Annotated in this window: 19 protein-coding genes and 1 tRNA gene; 7 read left to right on the top strand and 13 right to left on the bottom strand. The window is 65.5% G+C overall.

The annotated features are described in order from the left end of the window. Window positions 1-90: 90 nt before the first annotated feature. A complete protein-coding gene (locus CH278_RS09295; RefSeq protein WP_094621752.1) occupies window positions 91-576 on the bottom strand; it encodes a PH domain-containing protein in 486 nt (161 codons plus the stop codon). A gap of 36 nt (window positions 577-612) precedes the next feature. Then, window positions 613-876, bottom strand: coding sequence for a cell division protein CrgA (gene crgA / locus CH278_RS09290; RefSeq protein WP_027494985.1), 264 nt, complete (start codon window positions 874-876; stop codon window positions 613-615). Window positions 877-1,079: 203 nt separating this feature from the next. Here crgA and CH278_RS09285 point away from each other — a divergent pair, with 203 nt between their 5' ends. Together CH278_RS09285 and CH278_RS09280 are read left to right on the top strand one after the other, a co-directional pair. Continuing rightward, window positions 1,080-1,826: a DUF881 domain-containing protein gene (locus CH278_RS09285; RefSeq protein WP_032373398.1), complete on the top strand. Its 747-nt coding sequence runs from the start codon at window positions 1,080-1,082 to the stop codon at window positions 1,824-1,826. Between the two features lie 13 nt (window positions 1,827-1,839). Then, window positions 1,840-2,481, top strand: a complete 642-nt coding sequence (locus tag CH278_RS09280) for an aminodeoxychorismate/anthranilate synthase component II (RefSeq protein WP_032371409.1) — start codon at window positions 1,840-1,842, stop codon at window positions 2,479-2,481. Between the two features lie 3 nt (window positions 2,482-2,484). Here the strand turns inward: CH278_RS09280 and pknB are convergent, their stop codons facing one another. The 7 genes from pknB to CH278_RS09245 form a co-directional block, all read right to left on the bottom strand. Next, the gene (gene pknB, locus CH278_RS09275; RefSeq protein WP_032373397.1) at window positions 2,485-4,419 is read right to left on the bottom strand and encodes a Stk1 family PASTA domain-containing Ser/Thr kinase; all 1,935 of its coding nucleotides are present in this window, start codon (window positions 4,417-4,419) and stop codon (window positions 2,485-2,487) included. Then, on the bottom strand, window positions 4,416-5,792 hold the full coding sequence (locus tag CH278_RS09270; RefSeq protein WP_032373396.1) for a serine/threonine-protein kinase: 1,377 nt from the start codon (window positions 5,790-5,792) through the stop codon (window positions 4,416-4,418). Before CH278_RS09270 ends, pknB begins: the two co-directional genes overlap by 4 nt. Before the next feature lie 6 nt (window positions 5,793-5,798). Then, entirely contained in the window at window positions 5,799-7,283 is a 1,485-nt protein-coding gene (locus CH278_RS09265) for a peptidoglycan D,D-transpeptidase FtsI family protein (protein ID WP_032367613.1), read from the bottom strand. Beyond that, complete coding sequence (locus CH278_RS09260; RefSeq protein ID WP_027494979.1) at window positions 7,280-8,737, bottom strand: FtsW/RodA/SpoVE family cell cycle protein; 1,458 nt, start codon at window positions 8,735-8,737, stop codon at window positions 7,280-7,282. The genes CH278_RS09265 and CH278_RS09260 overlap by 4 nt, the downstream gene beginning before the upstream one ends. Further along, the gene (locus CH278_RS09255; RefSeq protein WP_094621751.1) at window positions 8,734-10,179 is read right to left on the bottom strand and encodes a PP2C family protein-serine/threonine phosphatase; all 1,446 of its coding nucleotides are present in this window, start codon (window positions 10,177-10,179) and stop codon (window positions 8,734-8,736) included. The genes CH278_RS09260 and CH278_RS09255 overlap by 4 nt, the downstream gene beginning before the upstream one ends. After that, window positions 10,176-10,640: an FHA domain-containing protein FhaB/FipA gene (locus CH278_RS09250; RefSeq protein ID WP_027494977.1), complete on the bottom strand. Its 465-nt coding sequence runs from the start codon at window positions 10,638-10,640 to the stop codon at window positions 10,176-10,178. Before CH278_RS09250 ends, CH278_RS09255 begins: the two co-directional genes overlap by 4 nt. Before the next feature lie 180 nt (window positions 10,641-10,820). Continuing rightward, window positions 10,821-12,290, bottom strand: a complete 1,470-nt coding sequence (locus CH278_RS09245; RefSeq protein ID WP_094621750.1) for a DUF3662 and FHA domain-containing protein — start codon at window positions 12,288-12,290, stop codon at window positions 10,821-10,823. Window positions 12,291-12,497: 207 nt separating this feature from the next. On the opposite strand from CH278_RS09245, the gene CH278_RS09240 reads away from it, so the two are divergent. The 4 genes from CH278_RS09240 to CH278_RS09225 all read left to right on the top strand — a co-directional run bounded on the left by CH278_RS09240 (window position 12,498) and on the right by CH278_RS09225 (window position 20,210). Beyond that, window positions 12,498-12,583: transfer RNA gene (locus tag CH278_RS09240), tRNA-Leu, on the top strand. A gap of 424 nt (window positions 12,584-13,007) precedes the next feature. Then, on the top strand, window positions 13,008-17,597 hold the full coding sequence (gene gltB, locus CH278_RS09235) for a glutamate synthase large subunit (RefSeq protein ID WP_032385264.1): 4,590 nt from the start codon (window positions 13,008-13,010) through the stop codon (window positions 17,595-17,597). Beyond that, window positions 17,590-19,041 (top strand): glutamate synthase subunit beta, encoded by a 1,452-nt coding sequence (locus CH278_RS09230; protein WP_027494974.1) that lies wholly within the window; start codon window positions 17,590-17,592, stop codon window positions 19,039-19,041. Before gltB ends, CH278_RS09230 begins: the two co-directional genes overlap by 8 nt. A 266-nt stretch (window positions 19,042-19,307) precedes the next feature. Continuing rightward, window positions 19,308-20,210: a cutinase family protein gene (locus CH278_RS09225; RefSeq protein WP_094621749.1), complete on the top strand. Its 903-nt coding sequence runs from the start codon at window positions 19,308-19,310 to the stop codon at window positions 20,208-20,210. Here CH278_RS09225 and CH278_RS09220 read toward each other — a convergent pair whose 3' ends face one another. After that, window positions 20,211-21,737: an MFS transporter gene (locus CH278_RS09220; RefSeq protein WP_094621748.1), complete on the bottom strand. Its 1,527-nt coding sequence runs from the start codon at window positions 21,735-21,737 to the stop codon at window positions 20,211-20,213. Between the two features lie 102 nt (window positions 21,738-21,839). On the opposite strand from CH278_RS09220, the gene CH278_RS09215 reads away from it, so the two are divergent. Continuing rightward, window positions 21,840-22,133 carry a putative quinol monooxygenase gene (locus tag CH278_RS09215; RefSeq protein ID WP_176458028.1) on the top strand — a complete coding sequence of 98 codons (294 nt, stop codon included), beginning with the start codon at window positions 21,840-21,842 and terminating at the stop codon, window positions 22,131-22,133. On the opposite strand, the gene CH278_RS09210 is transcribed toward CH278_RS09215, so the two are convergent. The 3 genes from CH278_RS09210 to CH278_RS09200 form a co-directional block, all read right to left on the bottom strand. Next, window positions 22,068-23,564, bottom strand: coding sequence for a phage infection protein (locus tag CH278_RS09210; RefSeq protein WP_230595160.1), 1,497 nt, complete (start codon window positions 23,562-23,564; stop codon window positions 22,068-22,070). The two genes, CH278_RS09215 and CH278_RS09210, sit on opposite strands and share 66 nt — an antisense overlap. 96 nt (window positions 23,565-23,660) lie before the next feature. Continuing rightward, window positions 23,661-24,275: a histidine phosphatase family protein gene (locus CH278_RS09205; protein WP_027494969.1), complete on the bottom strand. Its 615-nt coding sequence runs from the start codon at window positions 24,273-24,275 to the stop codon at window positions 23,661-23,663. A gap of 4 nt (window positions 24,276-24,279) precedes the next feature. Continuing rightward, complete coding sequence (locus CH278_RS09200) at window positions 24,280-25,191, bottom strand: LysR family transcriptional regulator (protein ID WP_094621746.1); 912 nt, start codon at window positions 25,189-25,191, stop codon at window positions 24,280-24,282. Between the last annotated feature and the right edge of the window lie 22 nt (window positions 25,192-25,213).

The raw sequence follows: 25,213 nt of genomic DNA, 5'->3' as shown, positions 1-25,213 counted from the left end.
ACTGGTCCACCAGATGTGCCATTGACCCCCGAAAAGGCCACTGAACGTCACATTGAGTACCCCCCGGAGGGGGTCGGGGACGGTGGGCGGTCAGTTGTTCGGCGGCACCAGACCGTAGGTGTCGAGTACCTCGAACACGTCGCGTGGGTCGGCTCCCAGGTCCCATCGACCGAAGATGATGAGTCGATCGTCGTCCTCGTCGGGTAGGCGGACGTCCAGTTCGAGCATCGGCACTCGTCGTCCCAGTCTCGGGTAGCGGACCACTTTGATTTGGACGATGTCGGCGCGCGAGTACGTACGTGTGCCGGTGAGTCGTTTCATCACCAGGGAGCCGTCGGGTGTGATGGCGAGTCGGGGGCGTTGTGCGGCCGCGAGGGCTGCCATCACCCAGGTTCCGACGGCGGCGAGTCCGACGAGGAAGGTTCCGGCGGCGTCCGAGGAGGCGAGGACGGCACCGATGGCGAGTGCGATACCGCCTGCCACCAGCGCGCCGACGGCTACGGCCGGCGTCGCCCATCGGTGTTCGTACACACCCTGTGGATGGTTGGGAAAGTTATCCACAGGGTTTATCCACATTGGGGATGAATGACATGGGTGTAACTCGGCCGGCTCTCAGCGCCATCGCATGGTCATGACGAGGCCGACGACCATGAAGCCGAATCCGATGAGGAAGTTGTACGCACCGAGGTTGCCGATGAACGAGATGTCTTCCTGGGCCAGGTAGTACACGATCAGCCACAGCAGCCCTACCAGCATGAATCCGAGCATCAGGACCACGTACCAGACCGGCGACGGGCCGGCGTTGACCTTTACCGGCGTGCGGTTGGCCGGGTTGATCGTGTAGTCGTTCTTCTTCCGTACCTTCGACTTCGGCATTGCGTCCTCTTCGTGTTCTTGACGGTCATCGGCGTGCGCCGTGCCTGTGGACAACTGACGGTGACAACCTGTGGATCGATCGAGTTGCGTGCATCCCCAGGTTATTGTCTCCCGGAGAGCCGTGGCGGTCATCCACCCGGTTTGTAGTACACGCTAACTCAGATCAGCGCAGCACCGACCTACCGAACAGTGGCGAGCACTCTGTGAGACGACGATCGACCGATTCCTCCGAGACCCGATGGTGGGTGCTCGCTGTGGCGGTGTGCGCTGTGGTCGGTCTGCTGCTCGGAACCACGAGGCATGCCTCGGACGGCAACGAGTTGCGGGGCGGTGACACGACACGGCTCGCCGATCTGGTCGATTCGGCCCAGCGAAGCAGCGACGATGCGCTGCGCAGTAGAGATGCGCTGGAGCAGCAGGTCGATCTCCTGCAGCAACGTACGGCGGCGGGCGACTCCGAGGTGGCCGACGCGTTGGCCCGGGTCGACGCCCTCTCGGACGCGGCGGGCCGGGAGGCGGCGTCCGGCACGGGGTTGACGGTGACGATGGCCGACGCTCCACGCGGTCCCGACGGGTCGTATGCGTCCGACGCGTCTCCGGACGACCTGGTGGTTCATCAGGTCGACGTGCAGAGTGTCCTCAACGCCCTGTGGGCCGGTGGTGCGTCGGCGATGGCGATGCAGGATCAGCGTCTGGTGGCGTCGTCAGCGCCGCGGTGTATCGGGAACACACTGCTGCTGGGCGGCCGGACGTACAGTCCGCCGTACGTGATGACGGCTCTCGGCGACCCGGATCGACTGCGGGCGGCGCTGGACAACGAGCCCGGGGTGCGGCTGTACGAGCAGTATGCGTTGCGCTACGGCCTGCGCTACGAGGTCGCGGCCTACCAGAACCTCTCGGTTCCGGCGTACACCGAATCGGTGCGCATGCGTTTCGCGGAGCCGCGCTGAGTACGCTGTCGACATGCGCATTCTCGTCGTCGACAACTACGACAGCTTCGTCTTCAACCTCGTCCAGTACCTGGGCCAGTTGAACGCCGAGGTCGAGGTGTGGCGCAACGACGACGAGCGACTCGCCGATCGCGACGCTGTCGCCGCGGAGTTCGACGGCATTCTGCTCAGCCCGGGCCCGGGAACCCCGCAGCGCGCCGGGGCCACGATGGACCTGGTCTCGGCGAGCGCGCGGGCCAAAACCCCCCTGCTCGGTGTGTGTCTGGGCCATCAGGCCATCGGAGCCGCGTTCGGTGCCACGGTCGAGAAGGCCCCGGAGCTGCTGCACGGTAAGACCAGCCTCGTCCATCACACCGGCGTCGGCGTCCTGGAGGGGATGGGCGAGCCGTTCACGGCCACCCGCTATCACTCGCTGACCGTCCGCGAGGACACCATCCCAGCGGAGCTCGAGATCATCGGCCGTACCGAGTCCGGTCTGGTGATGGCCATGAGGCACACCGAGCTACCCATTCACGGCGTGCAGTTCCATCCGGAGTCCATCCTCACCGAGGGCGGGCACCGGATGCTGGCCAACTGGCTCGCGGTGTGCGGTATGCCCACCGATTCCGGTTTGGTGGGAACCCTGGAGGCGCAGGTCGCCGAGGCCTTCGCCTGATCGCTAACGCCCGGGGATACCCAGGGCACCGATGCTGATCGTGACGGTGTCGGACTTGCTGATCTCGGATCCTGCCGGCTGCGTCTGATTCACCACTCGCCCGACCATCAACGGATCCAGCGTCGCTTCCCTCGTCGCCGTCAGTTCCGCTGCCGTGCCCGTCCAGCCGGCCGACTGCAGCGCGGCCAACGCCTGTGCCTCGGTCAGACCGGCGAGGTCGGGCATGGGGATCTTGTCGCCGTTCGACACGCGCAGCGTGACCACGGTGTTCTCGGTGACATTGGTGCCGCCCACGGGGTCTGTGGAGACGACCTGACCCGTCGGCTGTCCCGAGTCGATGTTCTGCACCTGGACGCGCAGTCCGGCTCCCTCGACGTTCGGCTGCGCCACGTTCACGAGTTGCCCCACGACGTCGGGCATCCGCACCTGCGCGGGCCCGGTGCCCAGGGTGATGCGAACCTGCGAGTTCGCGTTCATGCTCACGCCCGAGGACGGATTCTGCTCGACGACCTTGTCGAGGTTCTCGGGTGACGACGGAGCACGGGCGACGGTGGCATCGAGCTGGAGGCCCACCTCGTTCAGTGCATCCGACGCCTGCTGCTGGGTGAGGCCGGTCAGTCGAGGAACCTGCACCTGCTGCGGTCCGGAGGACACGTCGAGCTGGATGTTCCCCGGCGATTCGGTCTGTGATCCGGCCGCCGGATTGGTGCCGATGGCCGAGCCTTCCGGAATCGCCGCGTCGGGCTTCTCCTGGATGCTCACTCGCAGGCCGGCTTCTTCGAGTTGACGCTGCGCCTCGTCTGCGGACAGTCCTACGACGGTGGGCACGGCGACGGTCTTGGGGTCGGCACCGGGACCGAGCGACCACAGGAAGGCACCGACGATAGCGACGACGATGATCGCGGCCGCCGAGATCAACGCGATCTTGAGGCCGCGGCGGTTCTTCGGTTCCTCGTAGTCCTCCGTGTGGCGCGACGACCGAGGTGCCGCGGTAGCGGCGGGCTTGTCCTTGCCGGAGAAATCGGCCTGACGAGAATCGACGGAGCCGAGGATGGTGGTTCGATCCTCGTCGTTCATCACCATGGGCGCACTCGGACGCTGTCCACCCAGAACGCGGACCAGGTCGGTACGCATCTCGGCGGCGCTCTGGTAGCGATTGGCCGGGTTCTTGGCCATTGCCTTGAGGATGATCGAGTCGAGTTCGCGTGGGACGGTGTCGTTGACGAGCGATGGCAGCTGGGGGTCTTCACGGACGTGCTGGTAGGCGACGGCGACCGGCGAATCCCCCTTGAACGGCGGCTCGCCGGTCAGGATCTCGAACAGCACGCAGCCGAGCGAGTAGACGTCCGAACGCGCATCGACCTGTTCTCCACGGGCCTGCTCGGGCGAGAGGTACTGCGCGGTTCCGATCACGGCCGCGGTCTGAGTCATCGGCGAGGACGAATCGGCGATGGCGCGGGCGATGCCGAAGTCCATCACCTTCACCGCGCCGGCGTTGTTGATCATGATGTTGGCGGGTTTGACGTCGCGGTGCACGATGCCGTTGCGGTGGCTGAAATCGAGCGCAGCACAGACGTCGGCGATGACCTCCATGGCCCGACGCGGCTCCATGGGTCCTTCGGCGCGCACGATGTCGCGCAGCGTGTCGCCGTCGACGTATTCCATGACGATGAACGGGAGCGGACCGGCTTCGGTCTCCGCTTCACCGGTGTCGTAGACGGCGACGATGGCGGGGTGATTGAGCGCAGCAGCGTTCTGCGCCTCACGTCGGAACCTGAGGTAGAACGTGGGGTCGCGAGCGAGGTCGGCGCGCAGAACCTTGATGGCGACGTCACGATCGAGTCGTGTGTCCCGAGCGAGGTGAACCTCGGACATACCGCCGAAACCGAGTATCTCGCCCAGCTCGTAGCGAGAGGAGAGCGTACGGGGAGTCGTCATCGTTGTCCTTGTGGTGCTTGCGGGAACGGAATCTCGATCAGCGGCCTGCGAGTCGTCGTCTGGGTGGGCTGCGCCGAGGTCGTCGTGCTCTCTTCGGTGGTCGTCGGCTCCTCCGAGGTGGTCGTGGTCGTCGTGGTGGTGGTCGTCGTTTCTTCGGTGGTCGTGGTTTCTTCGGTGGTGGTCGTCGGCTCGGTGGTCGTTGTGGTCGTGGTCGTCGGCTGCGTGGTGGTCGTCGGCTGCACGAACGGTGTCGGCGAGTCGTCCCTGCCACCGGTCAGCAGTACGTAACCGCCGATCAGGATGGCCAACAGCAGGAGCGCGCCGCCGCCCCAGGCCAACGCCTTCTGTGCCGAGGACATGCCGGTCTGCTCGGGAACCGCTGCAGCTGCAGTGCCGGTAGCCGGGCCCCGGTAATCCCGTTGCGAGGTCGGCATCATCTGGGTGCTCGACGGCGGAGGCGGCTGCGGGCTGGGCACGACGCCGGGCATCATGACTCTCCCGGTTCCGGTGCCGCGCGAGTTGCCGGGTGCCGGCGGCCGGCGGCCGGCCCGAACTGCGGCGACGGCGTCGGCGAATTCACCGCCGTTGGCGTACCGGGCGGCCGGATCCTTGACCATCGTGATCTCGATGAGCTCACGGACGGCAGGGGGTAGGTCGACCGGCATGGGTGCCGGTGCTTCGCGGACGTGTTTCATGGCGACGGTCAAGGCGCCGTCGCCCACGAAAGGCCGTGTGCCCGCGAGTACTTCGTATCCGACGACGCCGAGTGAGTAGACGTCGGATGCCGAGGTCGCCTCTTCGCCGAGGGCTTGCTCGGGAGCGATGTACTGGGCGGTGCCCATGACCATTCCGGTCTTGGTGACCGGGGAGGCGTCGACGGCCTTGGCGATGCCGAAGTCGGTGATCTTGACCTGCCCGGTGGGGGTGATCAAGATGTTGCCGGGCTTGACGTCGCGGTGCACAACCCCTGCGGTGTGCGCGATCTGCAGCGCGCGCCCGGTCTGCTCGAGCATGTCGAGGGCGTGGCCGAGCGGCAGGCGCGACATGCGACCCAGCACTGCGTTGAGGGGTTCACCGTTGACCAGTTCCATCACCAGGTAGGCGAGCGATTCGCCTGCACCGTCGCGGGTCTCGCCGTAGTCGTACACCCCGGCGATTCCGGGGTAGTTCAGCTGAGCGGTGGTACGGGCCTCGAACCTGAAGCGCTGCAGGAACTCCGGGTCCTCGGAGAACTCGGCTTTGAGTACCTTTACGGCGACACGGCGGTCGAGGCGATTGTCCATCGCCTCCCAGACCTGTCCCATGCCGCCGGTGGCGATGAGGCGCAGCAGTCTGTAGCGCTGCGCGATGACGGCTCCGTTACTCAGTGGCACCGATGCTCACCTCCCCTGCAATGCGGCGGCGATGACGGCGCGGCCGATGGGTGCTGCGACCGAACCGCCGGTGGCGGCGAGGGCTCGATCTCCGCCGTCCTCGACGATGACGGCGATGGCGACCTTGGGGTCCTTCGCCGGTGCGAATCCGATGTACCACGCGTGGGGCGGGGTGTTGCGAGGATCCGAACCATGTTCTGCGGTACCGGTTTTCGACGCGATCTGCACACCGGGGATCTTGCCTTCCCCGCTGGTGTTGTTCTCGGAACCGATCATCAGATCGGTCAGGGTCGCGGCCGTATCGGAGCTGATCGCCTCGCCCATCGATTGGGGTTGGTAGCTGGACAGGTCCGACAGGTCGGGAGACTGCAACTGCTGCACCAGGTTCGGGGCCATTCGTACACCGCCGTTGGCGACGGTCGCGGCAATGACGGCGTCCTGCAGCGGGGTCAGCGCCACGTCGCGCTGACCGATGCTGGACTGGCCGAGAGCTGCGTCGTCGTCGATCGATCCGATGGTGCTGTCGGCGACGGTGAGCGGGATGCTGGTGTCCTCTCCGATACCGAACTTGGCGGCGGTCTCGCGCATCTTGTCGGCACCGGTGTCGATGCCCAGTTCGACGAAGGCGGTGTTGCACGACCGTGCGAATGCCTCACGTAGCGAGGCGGTCTGACCGCCTCCGCACGTCGAACCGTTGTAGTTCTCGAGCGTCGTCGACGTTCCCGGAAGGGTGATGTTCGACGCGGCCGTGAGTTGATCGTCCGGAGTGGCACCCGCCTGGAGCGCTGCGGCGGTCGTGATGACCTTGAACGTCGATCCCGGTGGGTAGGTCTGCGAGATCGCGCGGTTCACCAGCGGCTTGCCCGGATCGTCGCTCAGGTTCTCCCAGGCGGTCGACGTGGTGCTGCCGTCGTGGCTGGCCAGCAGGTTGGGGTCGTAGCTCGGTGTGCTGGCCATGGCGAGAATGTTGCCGGTGGCGGGGTCGAGGGCCACGACGGAGCCGGTGTATCCCTTGGCGGTCAGCTGGTCGTACGCCACCTGTTGGACGACCGGGTCGATGGTGGTGACGACGTTGCCGCCGCGGGGATCACGGCCGGAGATGAGGTCGAACAGGCGTCCGCCGAACAACCGGTCGTCGGATCCGTTGAGTACCGGGTCCTCGGCGCGTTCGAGACCGGTGCTCGAGTACAGCATCGAATAGAAGCCGGTGATCGGAGCGTTGGCCTGCGGGCTCGCGGGGGAGATCGAATTCTGCGGGTACGTGCGCAGGTACTTGTAGCGATCGTCGGTGGCAACCGACGATGCGAGAACCTGGCCACCGGCCGAGATCTGACCGCGCTGACGTGAGTACTCGTCGAGCAGAACGCGGGAGTTCCGCGGGTCGGTGCGCAGGTCGTCGGCCTTGATGACCTGAACGTAGGTCGCGTTGGCGAGCAGGGCGACCACCATCACCATGATGGCGATGGAGACGCGGCGTAGGGGAGTGTTCATGCGCGCTTCACCATTTCGGTCGGCGCCTCGGCGATCGGGGCGGCCACAGCGGGCTTCTTCTTGGGGGTCGCAGGCTCACGCGCTGCGTCGGAGATCTTGATCAGCAAGGCCACCAACAGGTAGTTCGCCAGCAACGAGGATCCTCCGTACGACATGTACGGGGTGGTCAGACCGGTCAGCGGGATGAGTTTGGTGACGCCGCCGACGACGACGAACAGCTGGACGGCGACGGTGAACGAGAGCCCGGCGGCGAGCAACTTGCCGAAGCTGTCTCGGACGGCGAGCGCAGTACGCATTCCGCGAATGACGAACAGCAGATACAGGATCAGCACTGCGGCCAAACCGATGAGGCCGAGTTCCTCGCCGACGGTGGCGATGATGAAGTCGGTCTTGGGGAACGGAACCTGCGACGGGCGACCGCTGCCGAGGCCGGTGCCGGCGAGCCCACCGGTGGCCAGACCGAACAGCGACTGGGAAATCTGGTAGCCGGTGTCGTTGTAGTCCGCGAACGGGTCCAGCCAGGTCAGTGTCCGCACGCGCACGTGGCTGAACGCCTGGTAGGCGAAGAAGAATCCGACCATCAGCAGACCGCTGCCGATGATGATCCAGCCGACACGTTCGGTGGCGATGTAGATCATCACCAGAACGGTGCTGAAGATCAGCAGCGACGTGCCCAGGTCCTTCTCGAACACGAGCACCGCGACCGAGACGATCCACACGACGATGATGGGCCCGAGATCGCGAGCGCGCGGGAAGTCCATGCCGAGCCAGTGTTTGCCTGCCGTGGTGAACAGTTCGCGCTTGGACACCAGCAGTGACGCGAAGAAGATCAGCAGCAGAATCTTGGCGAATTCACCGGGCTGCAAACTGAAGCCGGGCAACCGAATCCAGATCTTGGATCCGTTGACCTCGGAGAACGCCGACGGCAGCAGCGCGGGAATGGCGAGAAGGATCAAGCCGGCCAGGCCAAGGGTGTACCCGTAGCGAGCCAGGGTGCGGTAGTCGCGCAGCAGCACCAGCAGTGCCACGAAGCCGGCGATGGCCAGCGTCGTCCACAGCACCTGCTGGTTGGCGTCGGGCGAGGGAATGGGGTTGCCGAGGTACTGCGCCTGTTGCTGATCGGCCAGGTCCAGTCGATGGATCAGCACCAGGCCGAGACCGTTGAGCAGCGCGACGATCGGCAGCAGCAGCGGATCCGCATAGGGGGCGAACCGTCGTACGGCCAAGTGCGCCACCGTCACCAGTGCGAGGTAGGCCAGCGCGTACTTGGCCAGGTCCCAGGTGATCGTCTGTTCCTGGCTGGCTTCGACGAGGATCAACGAGATGGTGGTGATCAGGACCGCGGCACCGAGCAGCAGCAATTCGACATTGCGACGATTCGACTGGATCGGTGCGGGAGCGAACCCACCGGGAGGACTCGGAAAGGAGCCTCCTGCGGACGGATTGGAACTCATCGAGTACCGGTCCTGCAGTTCTGGCCTGGGATCTGCGCGACGGTCGGTGTCGGCACGGCGGTAGTGGTCGGGGCAGCTTCCGGAACGGGCTCCGGCGCGGGCGGAGGCAACGGCACTCCGGGGGGCGCGATGATCGGCGTCGTCGGGGCGGGTGCGGCTGTGGTGGTCACTGCCGGCTCGGTCTCGCAGACCTCCAGTAGGTCTCCCGAGGCCAACCGTTGCACCTGACCGCGGGCGTCGTCGAGAGAGCCCGACGGGAGTCCTGCGGTCACCTGCTCGCGCGCGGCCGGCAACAGGTCGTCGATCTCGAACGGGACGCAATCGGCCGGCGCGGCGTCGGGTGCAGTCAATGTGACGCCACCGTTGTCGTCGAGGCAGCCGATCAATTCCACGCTCTGCAACGAGTACCCGAGAACGGAACCGGGGAGACCGCGCAGCACGGTGACCTTGCTGTTGTCGGCACCGACGTAGTAATTGCCCTTGATCACCGAATTGGCAACCACGACACCGATTCCGGCCAACACGATCAGGGTCAGCGCGATCAGCGACCACCGCAGTTTGTGCGACTTCTTCTCCGGTGTCACCACAGGGGCGGTCACGCGCTTGGGCGTCGTGCGCGGGGGACGCATGGCGGCGGCGCGGCCCGCTGCAGTGTTCGGCGGCGGAGCGTCTTCTTCGTCCTCGGTGCTGGCTGCGCCGCCGAGAATCGGGTGGCTCTGGCCGTAGTCGAGGTCGATGACGTCGGCGACGACGACGGTGACGTTGTCCGGGCCACCGCTGCGCAGGGCTAGTTCGATGAGGCGGTCGGCGCACGGCCCGGTCTCGCCCTCGGCGAGGGTGTTCTCGATGGTTTCGTCGCTCACGACGTCCGACAAACCGTCGGAGCACAACAGGTAGCGGTCGCCGGCACGGACCTCGCGGACGGTGAGCGTCGGCTCGATCTCGTTACCGGTCAGCGCCCTCATGATCAGTGAGCGTTGCGGGTGCGTGTGCGCCTGTTCGGCGGTGATGCGGCCTTCGTCGACCAGTGACTGGACGAACGTATCGTCGCGGGTGATCTGAGTGAGCGAGCCGGCGCGCAGCATGTAGGCACGCGAGTCACCGATGTGCACCAGACCCATTCGCTTGCCCGCGAACAGGATTGCGGTCAGCGTGGTTCCCATGCCGTCGAGTTCGGGCTCGTCTTCCACCTGGTCGGCGATGGAGGCGTTGCCCTCGCGGGTGGCGGCTTCGAGTTTGCCGAGCAGATCCTCGCCCGGTTCGTCGTCGTCGAGGTGCGCCAGCGCGGCGATCATCAACTGCGAGGCCACTTCGCCTGCGGCGTGACCGCCCATGCCGTCGGCCAGAGCCAACAGTCGCGCACCTGCGTAGACGGAGTCCTCGTTGTTGGAGCGAACGAGACCGCGATCGCTGCGGGCGGCGTAGCGGAGAACAAGGGTCACGGGCGCAACTCGATCACGGTCTTGCCGACGCGAACCGGAGTTCCCAGTGGAACGCGTACAGCGGTGGTGACCTTGGCTCGATCGAGGTAGGTGCCGTTGGTCGAGCCCAGGTCTTCGACGTACCAATCTCCGCCGCGAGGCGAGAGGCGAGCGTGCCTGGTGGACGAATAGTCGTCTGTCAGAACGAGAGTCGAATCGTCTGCGCGTCCGATCAGAACCGGCTGAGTGCCGAGCGAGATGCGCGTGCCGGCGAGGCCGCCCTGGGTCACCACGAGGTACTTCGCCACCTTCTGCTTGTTGAACGACGGGAGCACCTTCGAGCCACCGGAGTAGCGGGCGGGCACACGCATACCGGCTGCGGCATAGATGTCACTGCGCAGCGTCCGAAGAACGGCCCAGACGAAGAACCACAACAGAAGCAGAAAACCTGCCCTGGTCAGTTGCAAAATCAATCCCTGCACGACGATTCACCTCCTCCTTCGCGATCGGACCTGCATCCCCCACAATCCGACGCGGCGGCGCGACAGACATGGTTGTCTCGCAGCATCATAGGGTGCAGTCGCTCGTGTGGACGACATACGGGTGGGCGAACCTGCGAGTCGAGGAGACGAACATCTCGGTCGGCCGGGCCACTCCGGTGATCAGACGATCCGGACCAGAATCTCGGAGTGACCGGCGCGGATCACGTCGCCGTCGGCCAGTTGCCAATCCTGGACGGGTGCACCGTTGACGGTGGTTCCGTTGGTGGATCCCAGATCCGACAGCATGGCCACTCGGCCGTCCCAGCGAATCTCGATGTGTCGGCGTGACACTCCGGTGTCGGGGAGGCGGAACTGGGCGTCCTGGCCGCGCCCGATGATGTTCTGTCCGTCCCGGAGCTGGAAGTAGCGGCCGCTGCCGTCCTCGAGCTGAAGGGTCGCGGCGAGCGCCTGGGACTGACCTGCGTAGGACGCCGGCTGGTCGTAGCCGTAGCCGTCCCCGCGATCACCGGCACCCTGGGGGTAGCCGCGGCCGTAGGGCGCTTGGGCGGGCGGGTAGTCGTAGGCGGGCTGCTGGTAGCCCTGCTGTGGGTAACCGGCACCCTGCGGCTCGGCATAGCGGCCGGCGGGCTCGCCGTACGCCTGCTCCTGATAGGGAGCCTCGCTGTAAGCACCGCCCTGCTCGCCACCGTTGTAGTCGTAACCGGCACCGTTGTAGCCCTGCGCGTCGTAACCCTGGGCGTTGTAGCCCTGCGCGTCGTAACCCTGGGCGTTGTAGCCCGCTCGGTCGTAGCCCTGGGCGTCGTAACCCTGCTCCTGACCGTTGGGTGCTCCGTAGGCCTGGTCGTATCCCTGCTCCTGGCCGCCGGCGGCGCTGTAGGCCTGGCCGTGCTGGGCGTACGGCTGCTCGTCGTAGCCCTGGTTCTCGTAGCCCTGGGCATTGTACGGCTGCTGGTCGTAGCGCTGATCTCGATCGGCGGGCGCATAACCCTGCGCGTCGTATCCGTTCTGCTCACGCGCCGCGTAGCGGGGATCCTGGCCACCGGCGTATCCGTTGCGCGCGCGCGGATCCGGACGATGTCCGTCCGCGGGGTCGCGCTGCGGGTCGTAGCCTGGGTTCTGCGTCATGTGGCCGGCTCCTGGTATCGACATCGGTGGGGCAGTCGGTCGCTGCGTGGCTGAAGGGACGGGACGGGCTGGCTGTGCCGACGCGTTCTGCTGAACAGAGCTGTTCTGCGCAGCAATCGCCGATCGTCCCACATCGGGATCGACCGAGCCACTGGCCCGGAACTGTCCGGTGTGAAGGGTGGGCGACGGTTCGAAGCGAACCACCACGTCACCGTAGGTCTGCCACCCCTGATCACGGATGTAATCGTCCAGGTGACGCGAGAAAGCCTTGACCGTGAGCTCGCGATCACCGGCAAGTTCCTCGTGATCCGAGCTGTTGATCGTGATCACGTAGTTGTTGGGTGCCAGGTAATGACCGCCGTCCAAGGGGCGAACGAGATCGGACGCCTCCTGTTGCAGCGCCGCCTCGACTTCGGCCGGTACGACGCCGCCGCCGAACACGCGGGCGAAGACGTCGCCGACAGCGCTCTGCAGCTTGCGTTCGAAACGCTGAACGATGCCCATCGTGACCCCTCCTCTCACTGTGTTCTTCCACCCTGTGGTGCCTGTTGCCTACAACGGTGCGACGGCCGCGTGTCATCACGAAGTCGCGCTGCAAGCATGATATACGGTGCGGCCGACAGCAACGCTGTGCCGCCGGTTGCTCAGGGCAGCTCGAGGCGGCGATTTTCGAGCACGGCGGGGTGCGTGTTAGTGTTCTCGCCGTCACCCGGGCGGGTGGCGGAATGGCAGACGCGCTGGCTTCAGGTGCCAGTGTCCTTCGGGACGTGGGGGTTCAAGTCCCCCTCCGCCCACCACACTGGCCGCAGCTGATCTCGATCGCTGCGGCCAGTAGTTTCTTCGAACCCCGGCGCGTGAGCGCGGGTGATGCCTTACATTCGTGTAGTTCGACAACGATGTCGACGTGTCGATGCAGAGCCGGATTCCGGACCCCGTCGATTCGGTGGAAAATCGCAGGTGAGAGCCCGAAGTAGGCTTACCTTATTTGCGAGAGCACCCTGGTACTGACTTATCGTTCGTAATTGGATCGGCCTCACCACGGCCTGATCCGTCGAGACCTTCACTTTTCTACCACGAGCCCACCCGCCCGTGCAGAGGAAAGCGTGGAAGATCGACAGGTGCTGCTTCAACGGCGAGGACGCACCGCAGGCCGTTCGAGCAGCCGGTTACACCACACCGTCGCCGACGAGTTTCAAGGCTGGACTTATCCGAAGGCTAGGTATGAAGCACACTCCGGGCCCGCAAGGCCTCTACGATCCCGTCAACGAACACGACTCCTGTGGTGTCGCATTCGTGGTGGACATGCACGGTCGCCGCAGTCGCGACATCGTCGAGAAGGCGATCACCGCACTGGTCAACCTCGAGCACCGCGGTGCCGCGGGCTCCGAACCGAACACCGGCGACGGTGCGGGCATTCTGATCCAGGTACCGGACGCGTTCTTCCGCGCCGTCGTAGATTTCGAGCTCCCCGCACCCGGTGCCTACGCAACAGGTGTCGCATTCCTGCCGCAGGGCCGCAGCGACGCCGCACGCGCGTGCGAGGGTGTCGAGCGCATCGTCGAGAGCGAAGGCATGACCGTCCTCGGATGGCGTGAGGTCCCCACCGACGACTCCTCCTTGGGCGCGTTGGCGCGCGACGCGATGCCGACGTTCCGTCAGTTGTTCTTCTCCGCTCCCGACGCGGCGATCACCGACCTCGAACTCGAGCGTCGTGCCTTCGTCATTCGCAAGCGCGTCGAACACGAGTTGGGTGAAGAGGGCGCAGGCAAGGACGGCCCCGGTCGCGAGACCGTGTACTTCCCGTCACTGTCCTCGCAGACGTTCGTCTACAAGGGCATGCTGACCACGCCCCAGCTCAAGGGCTTCTACCTCGACCTGCAGGACGAGCGCGTCGAAAGTGCACTGGGACTTGTGCATTCGCGTTTCTCGACCAACACGTTCCCGTCGTGGCCGTTGGCCCACCCGTTCCGCCGGGTCGCACACAACGGTGAGATCAACACCGCGACCGGCAACGAGAACTGGATGCGCGCCCGCGAGGCCCTCATCACCTCCGACGTGTTCGGTGGCTCGGAAGCGCTCGAGAAGATCTTCCCCGTCGTCACCCACGGAGCCAGTGACACAGCACGTTTCGACGAGGTGCTCGAACTGCTGCACCTCGGCGGCCGCAGCCTGCCGCATGCCGTGCTGATGATGATTCCCGAGGCCTGGGAGCGGCACGAGTCCATGGACCCCGCACGCCGGGCGTTCTACAAGTACCACTCCTCGCTTATGGAGCCCTGGGACGGACCGGCCTCGGTGTGCTTCACCGACGGGACCGTCATCGGCGCAGTTCTGGACCGCAACGGTCTTCGCCCCAGCCGCCTGTGGGTCACCGACGACGGCTTGGTCGTCATGGCTTCCGAGGTCGGCGTGCTGGACATCGACCCGTCCAAGGTCGTCCGCAAGGTGCGTCTGCAGCCGGGCCGGATGTTCCTGGTGGACACCGCACAGGGCCGCATCGTCTCCGACGACGAGATCAAGGACGAACTCGCCGCCGAGCACCCGTACCAGCAGTGGCTCGACGAGGGCCTGACGTCGATCGACGATCTGCCCGAGCGGCCGCACGTGCACATGCCGCACGATCGCGTGCTGATCCGCCAGCAGATCTTCGGATACACCACCGAGGAACTGAACGTGCTGGTCTCGCCGATGGCGAAGTCCGGTGCCGAGGCCATCGGTTCGATGGGTACCGATACCCCGATCGCCGTGCTGTCGGCACGTCCGCGGATGTTGTTCGACTACTTCTCGCAGCTGTTCGCCCAGGTCACCAACCCGCCGCTCGACGCGATCCGTGAAGAGATCGTCACCAGCCTCGGCGGCACCATCGGTCCCGAGGGTGATCTGCTCAACCCGGGTGCCGACGGCTGCAAGCAGATCGTGCTACCCCAGCCGATCCTGCACAACGACGACCTCGCCAAGCTCGTCCACATCAACGACGAGGGCACGCAGGAAGAGCTGCGCTCGGTGGTCGTGCGTGGCCTGTACCCGGTTGCCGAGGGTGGTGAAGGTCTCCGAAAGGCGTTGGAGGCCATCCGCGCTCAGGTTTCCGCTGCCATTTCGGGCGGGGCGCGGATCATCGTGCTCTCCGACCGAGAGTCCAGTGAGAAGCTCGCTCCGATTCCGTCCCTGCTCCTCACCTCGGCAGTGCACCACCATCTCGTTCGTGAGAAGACCCGCACCAAGGTCGGTCTGATCATCGAAGCCGGTGACGCCCGCGAGGTCCACCACATGGCTCTGCTCATCGGATTCGGTGCGGCAGCGGTCAATCCGTACATGGCCTTCGAGTCGATCGAGGACATGATCGAGCGCGGTGCCCTCACCGGCATCGACTTCGACAAGGCCGTCGGCAACTACATCAAGGCCGCAGGCAAGGGCGTGCTGAAGGTGATGTCCAAGATGGGCATCTCGACTCTCGCGTCGTACACCGGAGCCCAGCTGTTCCAGGTCATCGGCCTGTCGCAGGAACTGGTCGACGAGTACTTCACCGGGCTCAACAGCCATCTCGGCGGTATCGATCTCGATCAGGTCGCCGACGACGTCGCAGCGCGACATGGCGTCGCGTACCTCGACAACCGTCAGGAACGCGCACACCGTGAGCTCGAGACGGGCGGCGAGTACCAGTGGCGTCGGGAAGGGGAGTACCACCTCTTCAACCCCGACACCGTCTTCAAGCTGCAGCACTCCACCCGCACCGGTCAGTACGACATCTTCAAGGAATACACGAAGATGGTCGACGACCAGTCCGAGCGGCTCGCGTCGCTGCGCGGTCTGTTCCGCTTCAAGACCGAAGAGCGACAGGCGATTTCGATCGACGAGGTCGAGCCGGCCAGCGAGATCGTCAAGCGTTTCTCCACGGGTGCGATGAGCTACGGCTCCATCTCGGCCGAGGCACACGAGACCCTTGCCATCGCAATGAACCGTCTCGGTGGACGCTCGAACTCCGGTGAGGGCGGCGAGGACGTCTCGCGCTTCGAGCCGGACGAGAACGGCGATTGGCGACGCAGTGCCATCAAGCAGGTCGCGTCTGGACGTTTCGGCGTCACCTCGCACTACCTGACGAACTGCACCGACATCCAGATCAAGATGGCGCAGGGAGCCAAGCCCGGTGAGGGCGGCCAGCTTCCGGCTCACAAGGTGTACCCGTGGGTCGCCGAGGTTCGGCACTCGACGCCGGGTGTCGGTCTGATCTCGCCGCCGCCGCACCACGACATCTACTCGATCGAGGATCTGGCGCAGCTGATCCACGACCTGAAGAACGCGAACCCGTCGGCTCGTATTCACGTCAAGCTGGTCTCCGAGGTCGGAGTCGGCACCGTCGCGGCGGGTGTGTCCAAGGCGCACGCGGACGTGGTGCTCATCTCGGGCCATGACGGCGGCACCGGCGCGACGCCGCTGACGTCGGTCAAGCACGCAGGTGGACCGTGGGAGCTCGGCTTGGCCGAGACCCAGCAGACGTTGCTGCTCAACGGTCTTCGCGATCGCATCGTCGTGCAGGTGGACGGCCAGCTCAAGACCGGCCGCGACGTCATGGTCGCTGCTCTGCTCGGCGGCGAGGAGTTCGGTTTCGCCACCGCTCCGCTCGTCGTGTCGGGCTGCATCATGATGCGCGTCTGCCACCTCGATACCTGCCCCGTCGGCGTTGCGACACAGAACCCGTTGCTGCGCAAGCGTTTTGCTGGCAAGCCCGAGTTCGTCGAGAACTTCTTCATGTTCATCGCCGAAGAGGTGCGCGAGCTCATGGCCGAGCTCGGCTTCCGTACCCTCGACGAGGCCGTCGGCCAGGTCGGTCTGCTCGACACGACCGCGGCCAAGGAGCACTGGAAGGCGTCGAAGCTCGATCTGTCGCCGATCCTCGAAGAGGTCGAATCGGCGTTCATGAACCAGAACCTGTACAACACAGGCGTTCAGGATCACGGTCTCGACAAGGCCCTCGATCAGCAGCTCATCTCGGCCAGCCGCAACGCGTTGGACAAGGGCGAGAAGGTCGCGTTCGAGTCCAAGATCACCAACGTCAACCGCACCGTCGGCACGATGCTCGGACACGAGGTGACCAAGGCCTACGGCGGCGTCGGCCTCCCGGACGACACCATCGAGATCACGTTCACCGGCTCGGCCGGCAACAGTTTCGGTGCGTTCGTGCCCTCCGGTATGACGTTGCGCCTCAACGGAGATGCCAACGACTTCGTCGGCAAGGGCCTGTCCGGTGGACATCTCGTGCTGCGACCGTCGCTGAACGCTCCGAAGGGATTCGTGGCCGAGGACAACATCATCGGCGGCAACGTGTTCCTGTTCGGTGCCACCAGCGGTGAAGCCCTGATCCGCGGCGTCGTCGGCGAGCGGTTCGCGGTTCGTAACTCCGGAGCCGTTGCTGTCGTCGAAGGCGTCGGCGATCACGGCTGCGAGTACATGACCGGCGGCAAGGTCGTCATCCTCGGCACGACGGGACGAAACTTCGGTGCCGGCATGTCCGGCGGCGTCGCGTTCATCTTCGATCCGAACAAGACGTTCGAGGCCAACCTCAACACCGAGCTGGTCGACATCGACGAGCTCGAGGGCGACGAATTCACCTGGTTGAAGGACATCGTCACTCGTCACCAGGAGCAGACCGGCTCCGAGGTGGCCGAGCGGATCCTCGCGGATTGGTCACAGCAGGTGAACCATTTCGTGAAGGTCATGCCTCGCGACTACAAGAAGGTACTGCTGGCCATCTCCGAAGCCGAGAAGAACGGCGCGGACGTGGACGAAGCGATCATGGAGGCAGCTCGTGGGTGACCCACAGGGATTTTTGAAGAACACGGTTCGCGAGGTACCCAAGCGGCGGCCCGTCGATCTGCGCCTGATGGACTGGAAAGAGGTCTACGAGGACTTCTCGAAGGACACTCTGCGCACCCAGGCCAGCCGATGCATGGACTGTGGCATTCCGTTCTGCCACAACGGTTGTCCCCTCGGGAACCTGATTCCCGAGTGGAACGACCTGGTGTTCAAGGATCGCTGGCGCGACAGCATCGATCGCCTGCACGCCACCAACAACTTTCCGGAATTCACCGGACGGTTGTGCCCCGCTCCGTGCGAGGCGGCGTGTGTCCTGGGTATCAACCAGGATCCGGTGACCATCAAGCAGGTCGAGGTCGAGATCATCGACAAGGCCTTCGAGGAAGGCTGGGTCACGCCGGTCTACCCGACGCACCTGACCGGCAAGACCGTCGCCGTTGTCGGCTCCGGACCCGCCGGACTTGCTGCAGCGCAGCAGCTCACCCGCGCCGGCCACACCGTCACGGTGTTCGAGCGTGCCGATCGCATCGGCGGATTGCTGCGCTACGGCATTCCCGAGTTCAAGATGGAGAAGCGCCACATCGATCGTCGGCTCGCGCAGATGGAGGCCGAGGGCACCGTCTTCCGCACGGGCGTCGATGTGGGCGTGGACATCTCGGCCGATGAACTGCGTGAGCAGTTCGACGCCGTCGTCCTCTCCGGCGGTGCCACCGCCTGGCGCGACCTGCCCATCGAGGGCCGCGAGCTCGACGGCATCTACCAGGCCATGGAGTTCCTGCCGCACGCCAACCGCGTCCAGCAGGGCGACTTCGAGCAGCCGCCTGTCAGTGCCGAGGGCAAGAAGGTCGTCATCATCGGCGGCGGCGATACCGGAGCCGACTGCCTGGGCACCTCGCACCGTCAGGGCGCCGAAAGCGTCCACCAGTTCGAGATCATGGCGCGTCCGCCCGAGGAGCGTGCCACCTCCACCCCGTGGCCGACGTACCCGCTGATGTACCGCGTCGCGTCCGCACACGAGGAAGGCGGCGAGCGCGTCTTCTCCGTCAACACCGAGCGTTTCGTCGGTGAGAACGGCAAGGTCACCGCACTCGAAGCCTGCGAGGTCGAATTCAAGGCCGGCAAGTTCGAGAAGATCGAAGGCAGCGAGTTCACGCTCGAAGCCGATCTCGTGCTCCTCGCCATGGGCTTCGTCGGACCCGACAAGGGCGGTCTGCTGACCGACCTGGGCGTCGACTTCAACCAGCGCGGAAACGTCGAGCGCACCAACGAGTGGGTCACCAACGTGCCCGGCGTCTTCGTCGCCGGAGACATGGGCCGCGGTCAGTCGCTCATCGTGTGGGCCATCGCCGAGGGCCGCTCCTGCGCGGCCGCCGTCGACACCTTCCTGCAGGGAGCAACGGCACTGCCGTCGCCGATCGTGCCCACCCAGGCGCCCCAGCGGTAGGTAGTTTTTCGCCCGTCCCGTCGGGATCAATGTCCCTTTGTTGCACTCTGAGCGACTGAAAGCCGCATTGATCCCGACGGGGGCGACCGATCCCGAGGGGGGCTACCGATCCCGACGGGCGGCGATTGATCCCGACGGGTGGCGGCGAACCGTGTGACGCACGGTTACGTCCGTTAACCATGTGGGCATCGGATGGTCACAGGCCGCTGTCATTGTGGTGATCGAACACAAGAAGCGTTCGATCACCCAGTGAGGCCCCCTCCCCCATGAGTGTCAAGAAATTCTGCGCCGGTGTCGGCGTCGCTGCAGCTGTTGCGTCCGGTCTGGTCGTCGGGGCATCGCCCGCCGTCGCCGATCCCGGCGGTTGTCCCTCGATGTACGTCGTCGCGATTCCGGGAACGTGGGAGACCAGCTCCGGTGCTGCCCCGAAGCCGGGGATGCTGACCGACGTCACCGATCGTCTCGGTGGCGACATCCGCACCGAGTACGTCTCGTATCCCGCCACCGCGTTCCCGTGGGAGGGCGAGGTGTACGGGCAGTCCCGTGCTGCTGCCGTCACCAACGCAGGCGGCATGCTGAAGGCGATGGCGGATCGCTGCGGCGCAACGAAATTGGGCATCATCGGCTACAGCCAGGGAGCGGACGCGGCCGGTGATCTCGCCGCGTCCATCGGAACCGGTCTCGGGGTGGTTCCGGCCGACAAGGTGGTGGCGGTCGGGCTCGTCTCCGACCCGAAGCGATCGGACACCGACGCCCTGGTCGGTCCCCCTGTGGTGGGTACCGGCGTCGGTGGACCCAGGGTCGGTGGATTCGGCTACGTCAGTCCGGTGGTGCGCACGTTCTGCGCCGTCGGCGATCTGTATTGCTCGACACCCAAGGACGACTACGTGGCGCGGCTCGCGGGCTTCCTCGCCGTGTCGTCCAACCCCGCGCCCGACGTCGCAGATCAGTACACCCAGGAAGCACAATCGTTGATCGCCGACCTCGCTGCGTCCGGTGGATTACCCGTACTGCAGGGGCAGCTGTCGGACCAGGCCAACGCCCAGCGTCAGCGGGAGATCGAGGCCTTCTACCGCTCGGGCATCCACCAGGAATATCAGACCTACGACGTCGGAGACGGAGTGTCGGCGACGCGGTGGTTGGCGCGTTACCTCGCCGACGCGGTCTGACTACGACGTACTAGCAGGAACCCGACGGAGCAACAGGAACACGACGACGGCACTGACGAACATCAGCACGGCGCTCGTACCGGCGGCGAGGTTGAAGCCGTCGATGAAGGACGAGTGCGCGACGTCGGTCAACTGCGATGCGAACGGCTCCGGCAGATAGTCGGCCACGGCTATTGCGCCGCCGATGGTTTCGCGGGCCGGATCGGCGATCTCGGCCGATGTGCCCGCCGGGATGGCGTCCTCCATGCGGTGTCGATAGACGGTGCTGCCGATGGTGCCGAGAATCGCGATGCCGACGGCACCGCCGAGCTCGGCCCCGGTTTCCGACAATGCCGATGCAGCCCCGGCCTTTTCGGGGGCCGCAGCGGTCAGCACGATGTCGGAGTTCAGAGTCGATGCTGCTCCGATCCCGAACGTGACCAGGGCCATTCCGGTCAGCAGCAGCGGCAGGCCGGAGTCGGATAGCACGAATATCAGTGCGACGCAACCGAAGACGATGGACAGCAGGCCCGCCGAAATGATGGTGCCGGTGGGGATCACCTTGCTCATCGTCGGTGCGGTGACGGCACCGGCCGCCGCTGCGGCAGCGGGAATCAGCAACCACAGTCCGGCGCGGAGTGGTCCGAGTCCGAGAACCAGCTGCAGGTACTGGGAGGCGAACAGGCTGAAGCCGGTCATGGAGAAGATGACCAGAAATTGCACGACGACTGCAGCGCTGAAAGCACGTTCGGCGAAGAGCGTCACGTCGATGAGCGGGTTCGATGCCTTGCGTTGCCGGATGACGAACACGAAGCCGAGTGCCAGGCCGAGGATCGTGGTGGTGATCGTCGTGGCGTCGATACCGTCCTGGGCCCCGTGCTTGATGGCGAACACGATCGAGAGCATCGACGAGATCGCGAGGATCACGCTGATCGGGTCGAACTTTCCGGGGTCGCTGTCCTTGAACTCGGGGACCAGTAGCGGGGCCGCAACGAAGAGCACGACCATGATGGGGATGTTGATCAGGAAGACCGAACCCCACCAGAAGTGTTCCAGCAGAACGCCTCCGACAACCGGGCCCACTGCTGCGCCGCCTGCGAAACCGGCTGTCCACAGGCCGATCGCTTCCTTGCGCTGTGCAGGGTTGTGAAACATGTTGCGGATCAACGACAGTGTGCTCGGCGCAATGGTGGCTCCGCCGACTCCCAGCAGTGCACGTGCGACGAGCAGCATCTCGGGGGAGGTGGAGAACGTCGCGGCAAGCGATGCCGCGCCGAAGACCACCGCGCCGACCATCAGCAGGGTCCGGCGTCCGATACGGTCGCCGAGTGAGCCCATGGTGATCAGCAGACCGGCCAGCAGAAATCCGTAGATGTCGAGGATCCACAGGGTCTGGTTGCTGGTGGGTTCGAGATCGGCGGTCATGAAGGGCAGCGCGAGATACAGCACCGACATGTCCATGGAGACCACGAGGATCGGCACCACCAGTACCGCGAGGCCGAGCCATTCCTTCTTCGTGGCGCGATCCTCGGTTGCCGTCTGATTCACTGCTTCTTCCCTTCCCGCGTGGACACCTCACCTTAGGTGGGTCGGGAGTACGTTCGGTGAGGAAGAGTGTGTCTCGCCGAACGAAGGAACCGATTCCGCATGATCAACGATCTCGAGGTAGTCGCGACGATCACCGCCAAGCCGGACGCAATCGACACCGTGCGCGACGGGCTCGTCGCTCTGGTCGCCGAGTCACGCAAGGAGAGCGGCAACGTCTCCTACAAGTTGTTCGAGTCGGCGGTCGAGCCGGGCACCTTCATCACCATCGAGGTATGGAAGTCGCAGGAGGACCTCGACGGCCACATGCAGACCCCGCACCTGCAGCAGGCGCTAAGCGAATTCGGTGCCCATCTCGCGGCCCCGCCCGCCATCCATCCGCTCCGGCCCATCGGCTGAGCCGGCCCGCGCGCTGACGTACACGAGTGCCGAGACGGCAAGCAGCGCCACCGTGGCACCGATCGCCAGCCACCCGGTCCCGCTCATCTCTCCCGACGCGATGATGCGGGCACCGGCGGCGGTGTAGCTCATCGGCATGAAGGCTGCGACGTCTCCCCAGATCGGTGCCGTCGATGCGTACGCGAATCCGCAGACGACGACCTGCACCACGAGGGCGACGACGTTGACGATCTGCCCGACGACGGCACCGAGCACTCGTTGAATTGCGCCTGCGGTGGCGAGATAAGCCGCGGCCGACACGATGAGGAACGCGCCGGCTCCGATCACCGGTCCGAGGGCGGCGTCGGTGGCGAAGGCGAATGCGACGGCCGCGCTGACACCCACTGCGGCGACGGCCGCTCCGACGGCGAGCCACCGCGGCTTGGTGTCCCTGCCCAGGACCCGCACGAGGCTGACGCAGCCGAGAGCTCCGAGTGCCACGAGGGCGGCGATCAGATACGGGGTGGCACCGATGCCGGTGCTCGTCGCAGTCGCTGCAACGTTCTGGTCGGAGGTGGCGTCATCGGTCGTGGCCGCCGCTTTTGCCGGGAGGGCGGCGGAGGCGTCGCGCACATTGGTGGCGATGCCGTTGACGATTCCCTCGACGGGTTTCACCGACGTCACGAGCTGATCGGTGCCGGCTTTGAGTTGCTGCCCGCCGTCGTCGAGCTGGCCGAGTCCGTCACGCAACTGCACGGTTGCGTCGCCGAGCTGCGCGGTGGCACCGAGGAACTGACTGTTGGGGTCGTTCAGTTCGGTCGACAGCTGCTGAGCACCACCCTTGAGGGTCTGCAGCTGAGCGAGCGTATCGGGACCGAACGCCTGAGTGTTGAGGTTGTCGATCACTCCGCGGATCTCGCCGGAAATCGCGTCGGACCCCGGATGCGGGAAGCGATCGACCGTGTCTGCCGTGGCGGCGAGCTTTGCCGTGAAGTCGGCCTGCAGAGCTCCGAATCCGGCGAGCTGGTCGACGACCTGGTCGACACCCCCGCTGATCTGCGATGCGCCGTCACCGAGCTGGCCGATGCCGTCGCGGTACTGGCCGAAACCGTCGGCGAGCTGGATGGTTCCGTCGTGAGCCTGGGTGATGCCGTCGGCGAGCTGGCCGACGCCGTCGTTGAGCTGCGTTCCGCCTTCGGTCAGCTGACCGATGCCGCTGGAGAGAAAGGTGATCGGGAGCGAGGCGCTGTTGAGGCTGCTCCTGGCCTTGGACAGGGGATCGGCCGTCTGCTGTGCCTCGGCCGGGGCCTGCTGAGTGTCTGCGACAACGGCGGTCGTCGTGGTCGATTCTCCGCCCAGGTCGTAGCCGGTGCCGAGTGCGAACGCACCCACAGCCACCAGAGGGAACGCCAGTGCGACGAGAGCAACGGCAGGACGTCGGAAGATACGCATTTCACCCATGATGACTTCGAGGCTAACTGCCACCGCCGGCCGCACCGACCACTCGGAGCGATCCACAGCGGCCGTTCTGCACCTCTACCAGGGACTTTAAGAGGTCTCTGTGGATTGTCGGTTGCGCGGCAACAGGTCCCACACATGGGCGGTCTCGTTGACCGACGAGACCGATCGGGCACCGCTGCGGGAGAAGAGCACACGCGTCACCGAGCAGTAGTCGATGGGAAATCCGAGCACTTTCGGGGTCTGGAGAATGTCTTGCAACAGCATGTTGACGACGCCGCCGTGAGCGAAGAGGACGACGGTATCGGAGTGCGCGGCGGCCGAGACGATATCGTCCACTCCGTCGAGAACTCGCCGGCGGAAGGCCTGCTCGTCGACCTGCTCGGGTAGGTGACCGGCCTTGATGCGGTCGTAGGCGTCGCGAAATTCGGTCTTCGCGGCCTCGATCGGGACGTAGCCGCCGAAGTCCCGGTCGTACTCGGTCAGACGGTCGTCGGTCGTGATCTCGAGACCGAGCCGTTCGGCGAGTGGCTGCGCGGTCCGGATCGCGCGTTGCTGCGAACTCGACACGACTCGGGACACCGTGAAGCGTGCCAGCGCATCCGGCACTCGGCGGGATTGCTCGACGCCCAGTTCGTCGAGATCGGGATCGGCCGAGGACTCCGATCGTCGCGGAAGGGCGTGCCGTACCAGAACCAGTTGCATCGACTCACCTAATCACGAGTGTGCGTCCACTGCGTTGCACCATCGAGCGGAAGGCCGCCACCTGGCGGGGCATGTCCGTCCCCGGCTCCCACACCATGCCGATTCGCCTGCGCGCAGTCGGTTGGGTAAGTCCCACGTCGACCGTTCCACCCTCGGCGCCGTGTGCACGGATCCGCGGCAGGATGGCGATGCCGAGGCCGGCGCCGACGAGTCCGCGCACTGTATGGGTGTCCTGTCCCTCGAACGCGATGCGCGGGCTGAATCCGGCATCGGCCCACAGCTCGTCACAGATCGAGCGCATTCCGTATCCGTGGCCCATGGCGATGTAGTTCTCGTCGGCGGTATCGGCGAGATCGACCGTCTTTCGCGACGCGAGACGGTGATGTTCGGGGACGACCAGCATCAGCCGCTCGTCGTACAGCTGGAAGGAATTCGTGTCGGTGTGTTCGGCGCTCAAAGACACGAACGCCAGGTCGGACGTGCGGTCTGCGAGCCGGTCCAGGCAGCGCGCACGTGCGCCTTGGTCCAGATCGAACGTCACCGCGGGATGGTCGACGCGAAAGTGCCGGATCAGTGCGGGCACGACGTCCTCACCGAGTGTGTTCTGGAACGCGACGGCTATTCGGCCACGCGCTCGGGCGTCGTGCTCGGTCATGGCGTCGATACCGGCGTCGATGTCGCTCAGGGCTCGTTGAAGATACGGGATGAGGACGCGGCCGGTACTGGTCAGCACGATGCCGCGGCCCCGTCGTTCCACGATGTCGACGCCGAGGATCGCCGACGCGCGGGCGACCTGCCGACTGACGGTGGGTTGCGGGACTCCCAGGACGTGGGCGGCGTCAGTGATGTGCTCGGTGTCCGCCACCGCGACCAGGGTCGGCAGAAGTGGTAGCAGCTCGGTGGTCTCGCGGCGCATGGGTGAAGCATATCGCTGACGT

It is taken from the genome of Rhodococcus sp. 05-2254-5, from assembly GCF_002258575.1.
Lineage (GTDB): Bacteria > Actinomycetota > Actinomycetes > Mycobacteriales > Mycobacteriaceae > Rhodococcoides > Rhodococcoides fascians.
Note: the sequence above shows the minus strand (reverse complement) of the source record. Positions and strands in the feature narration are given on the sequence as shown.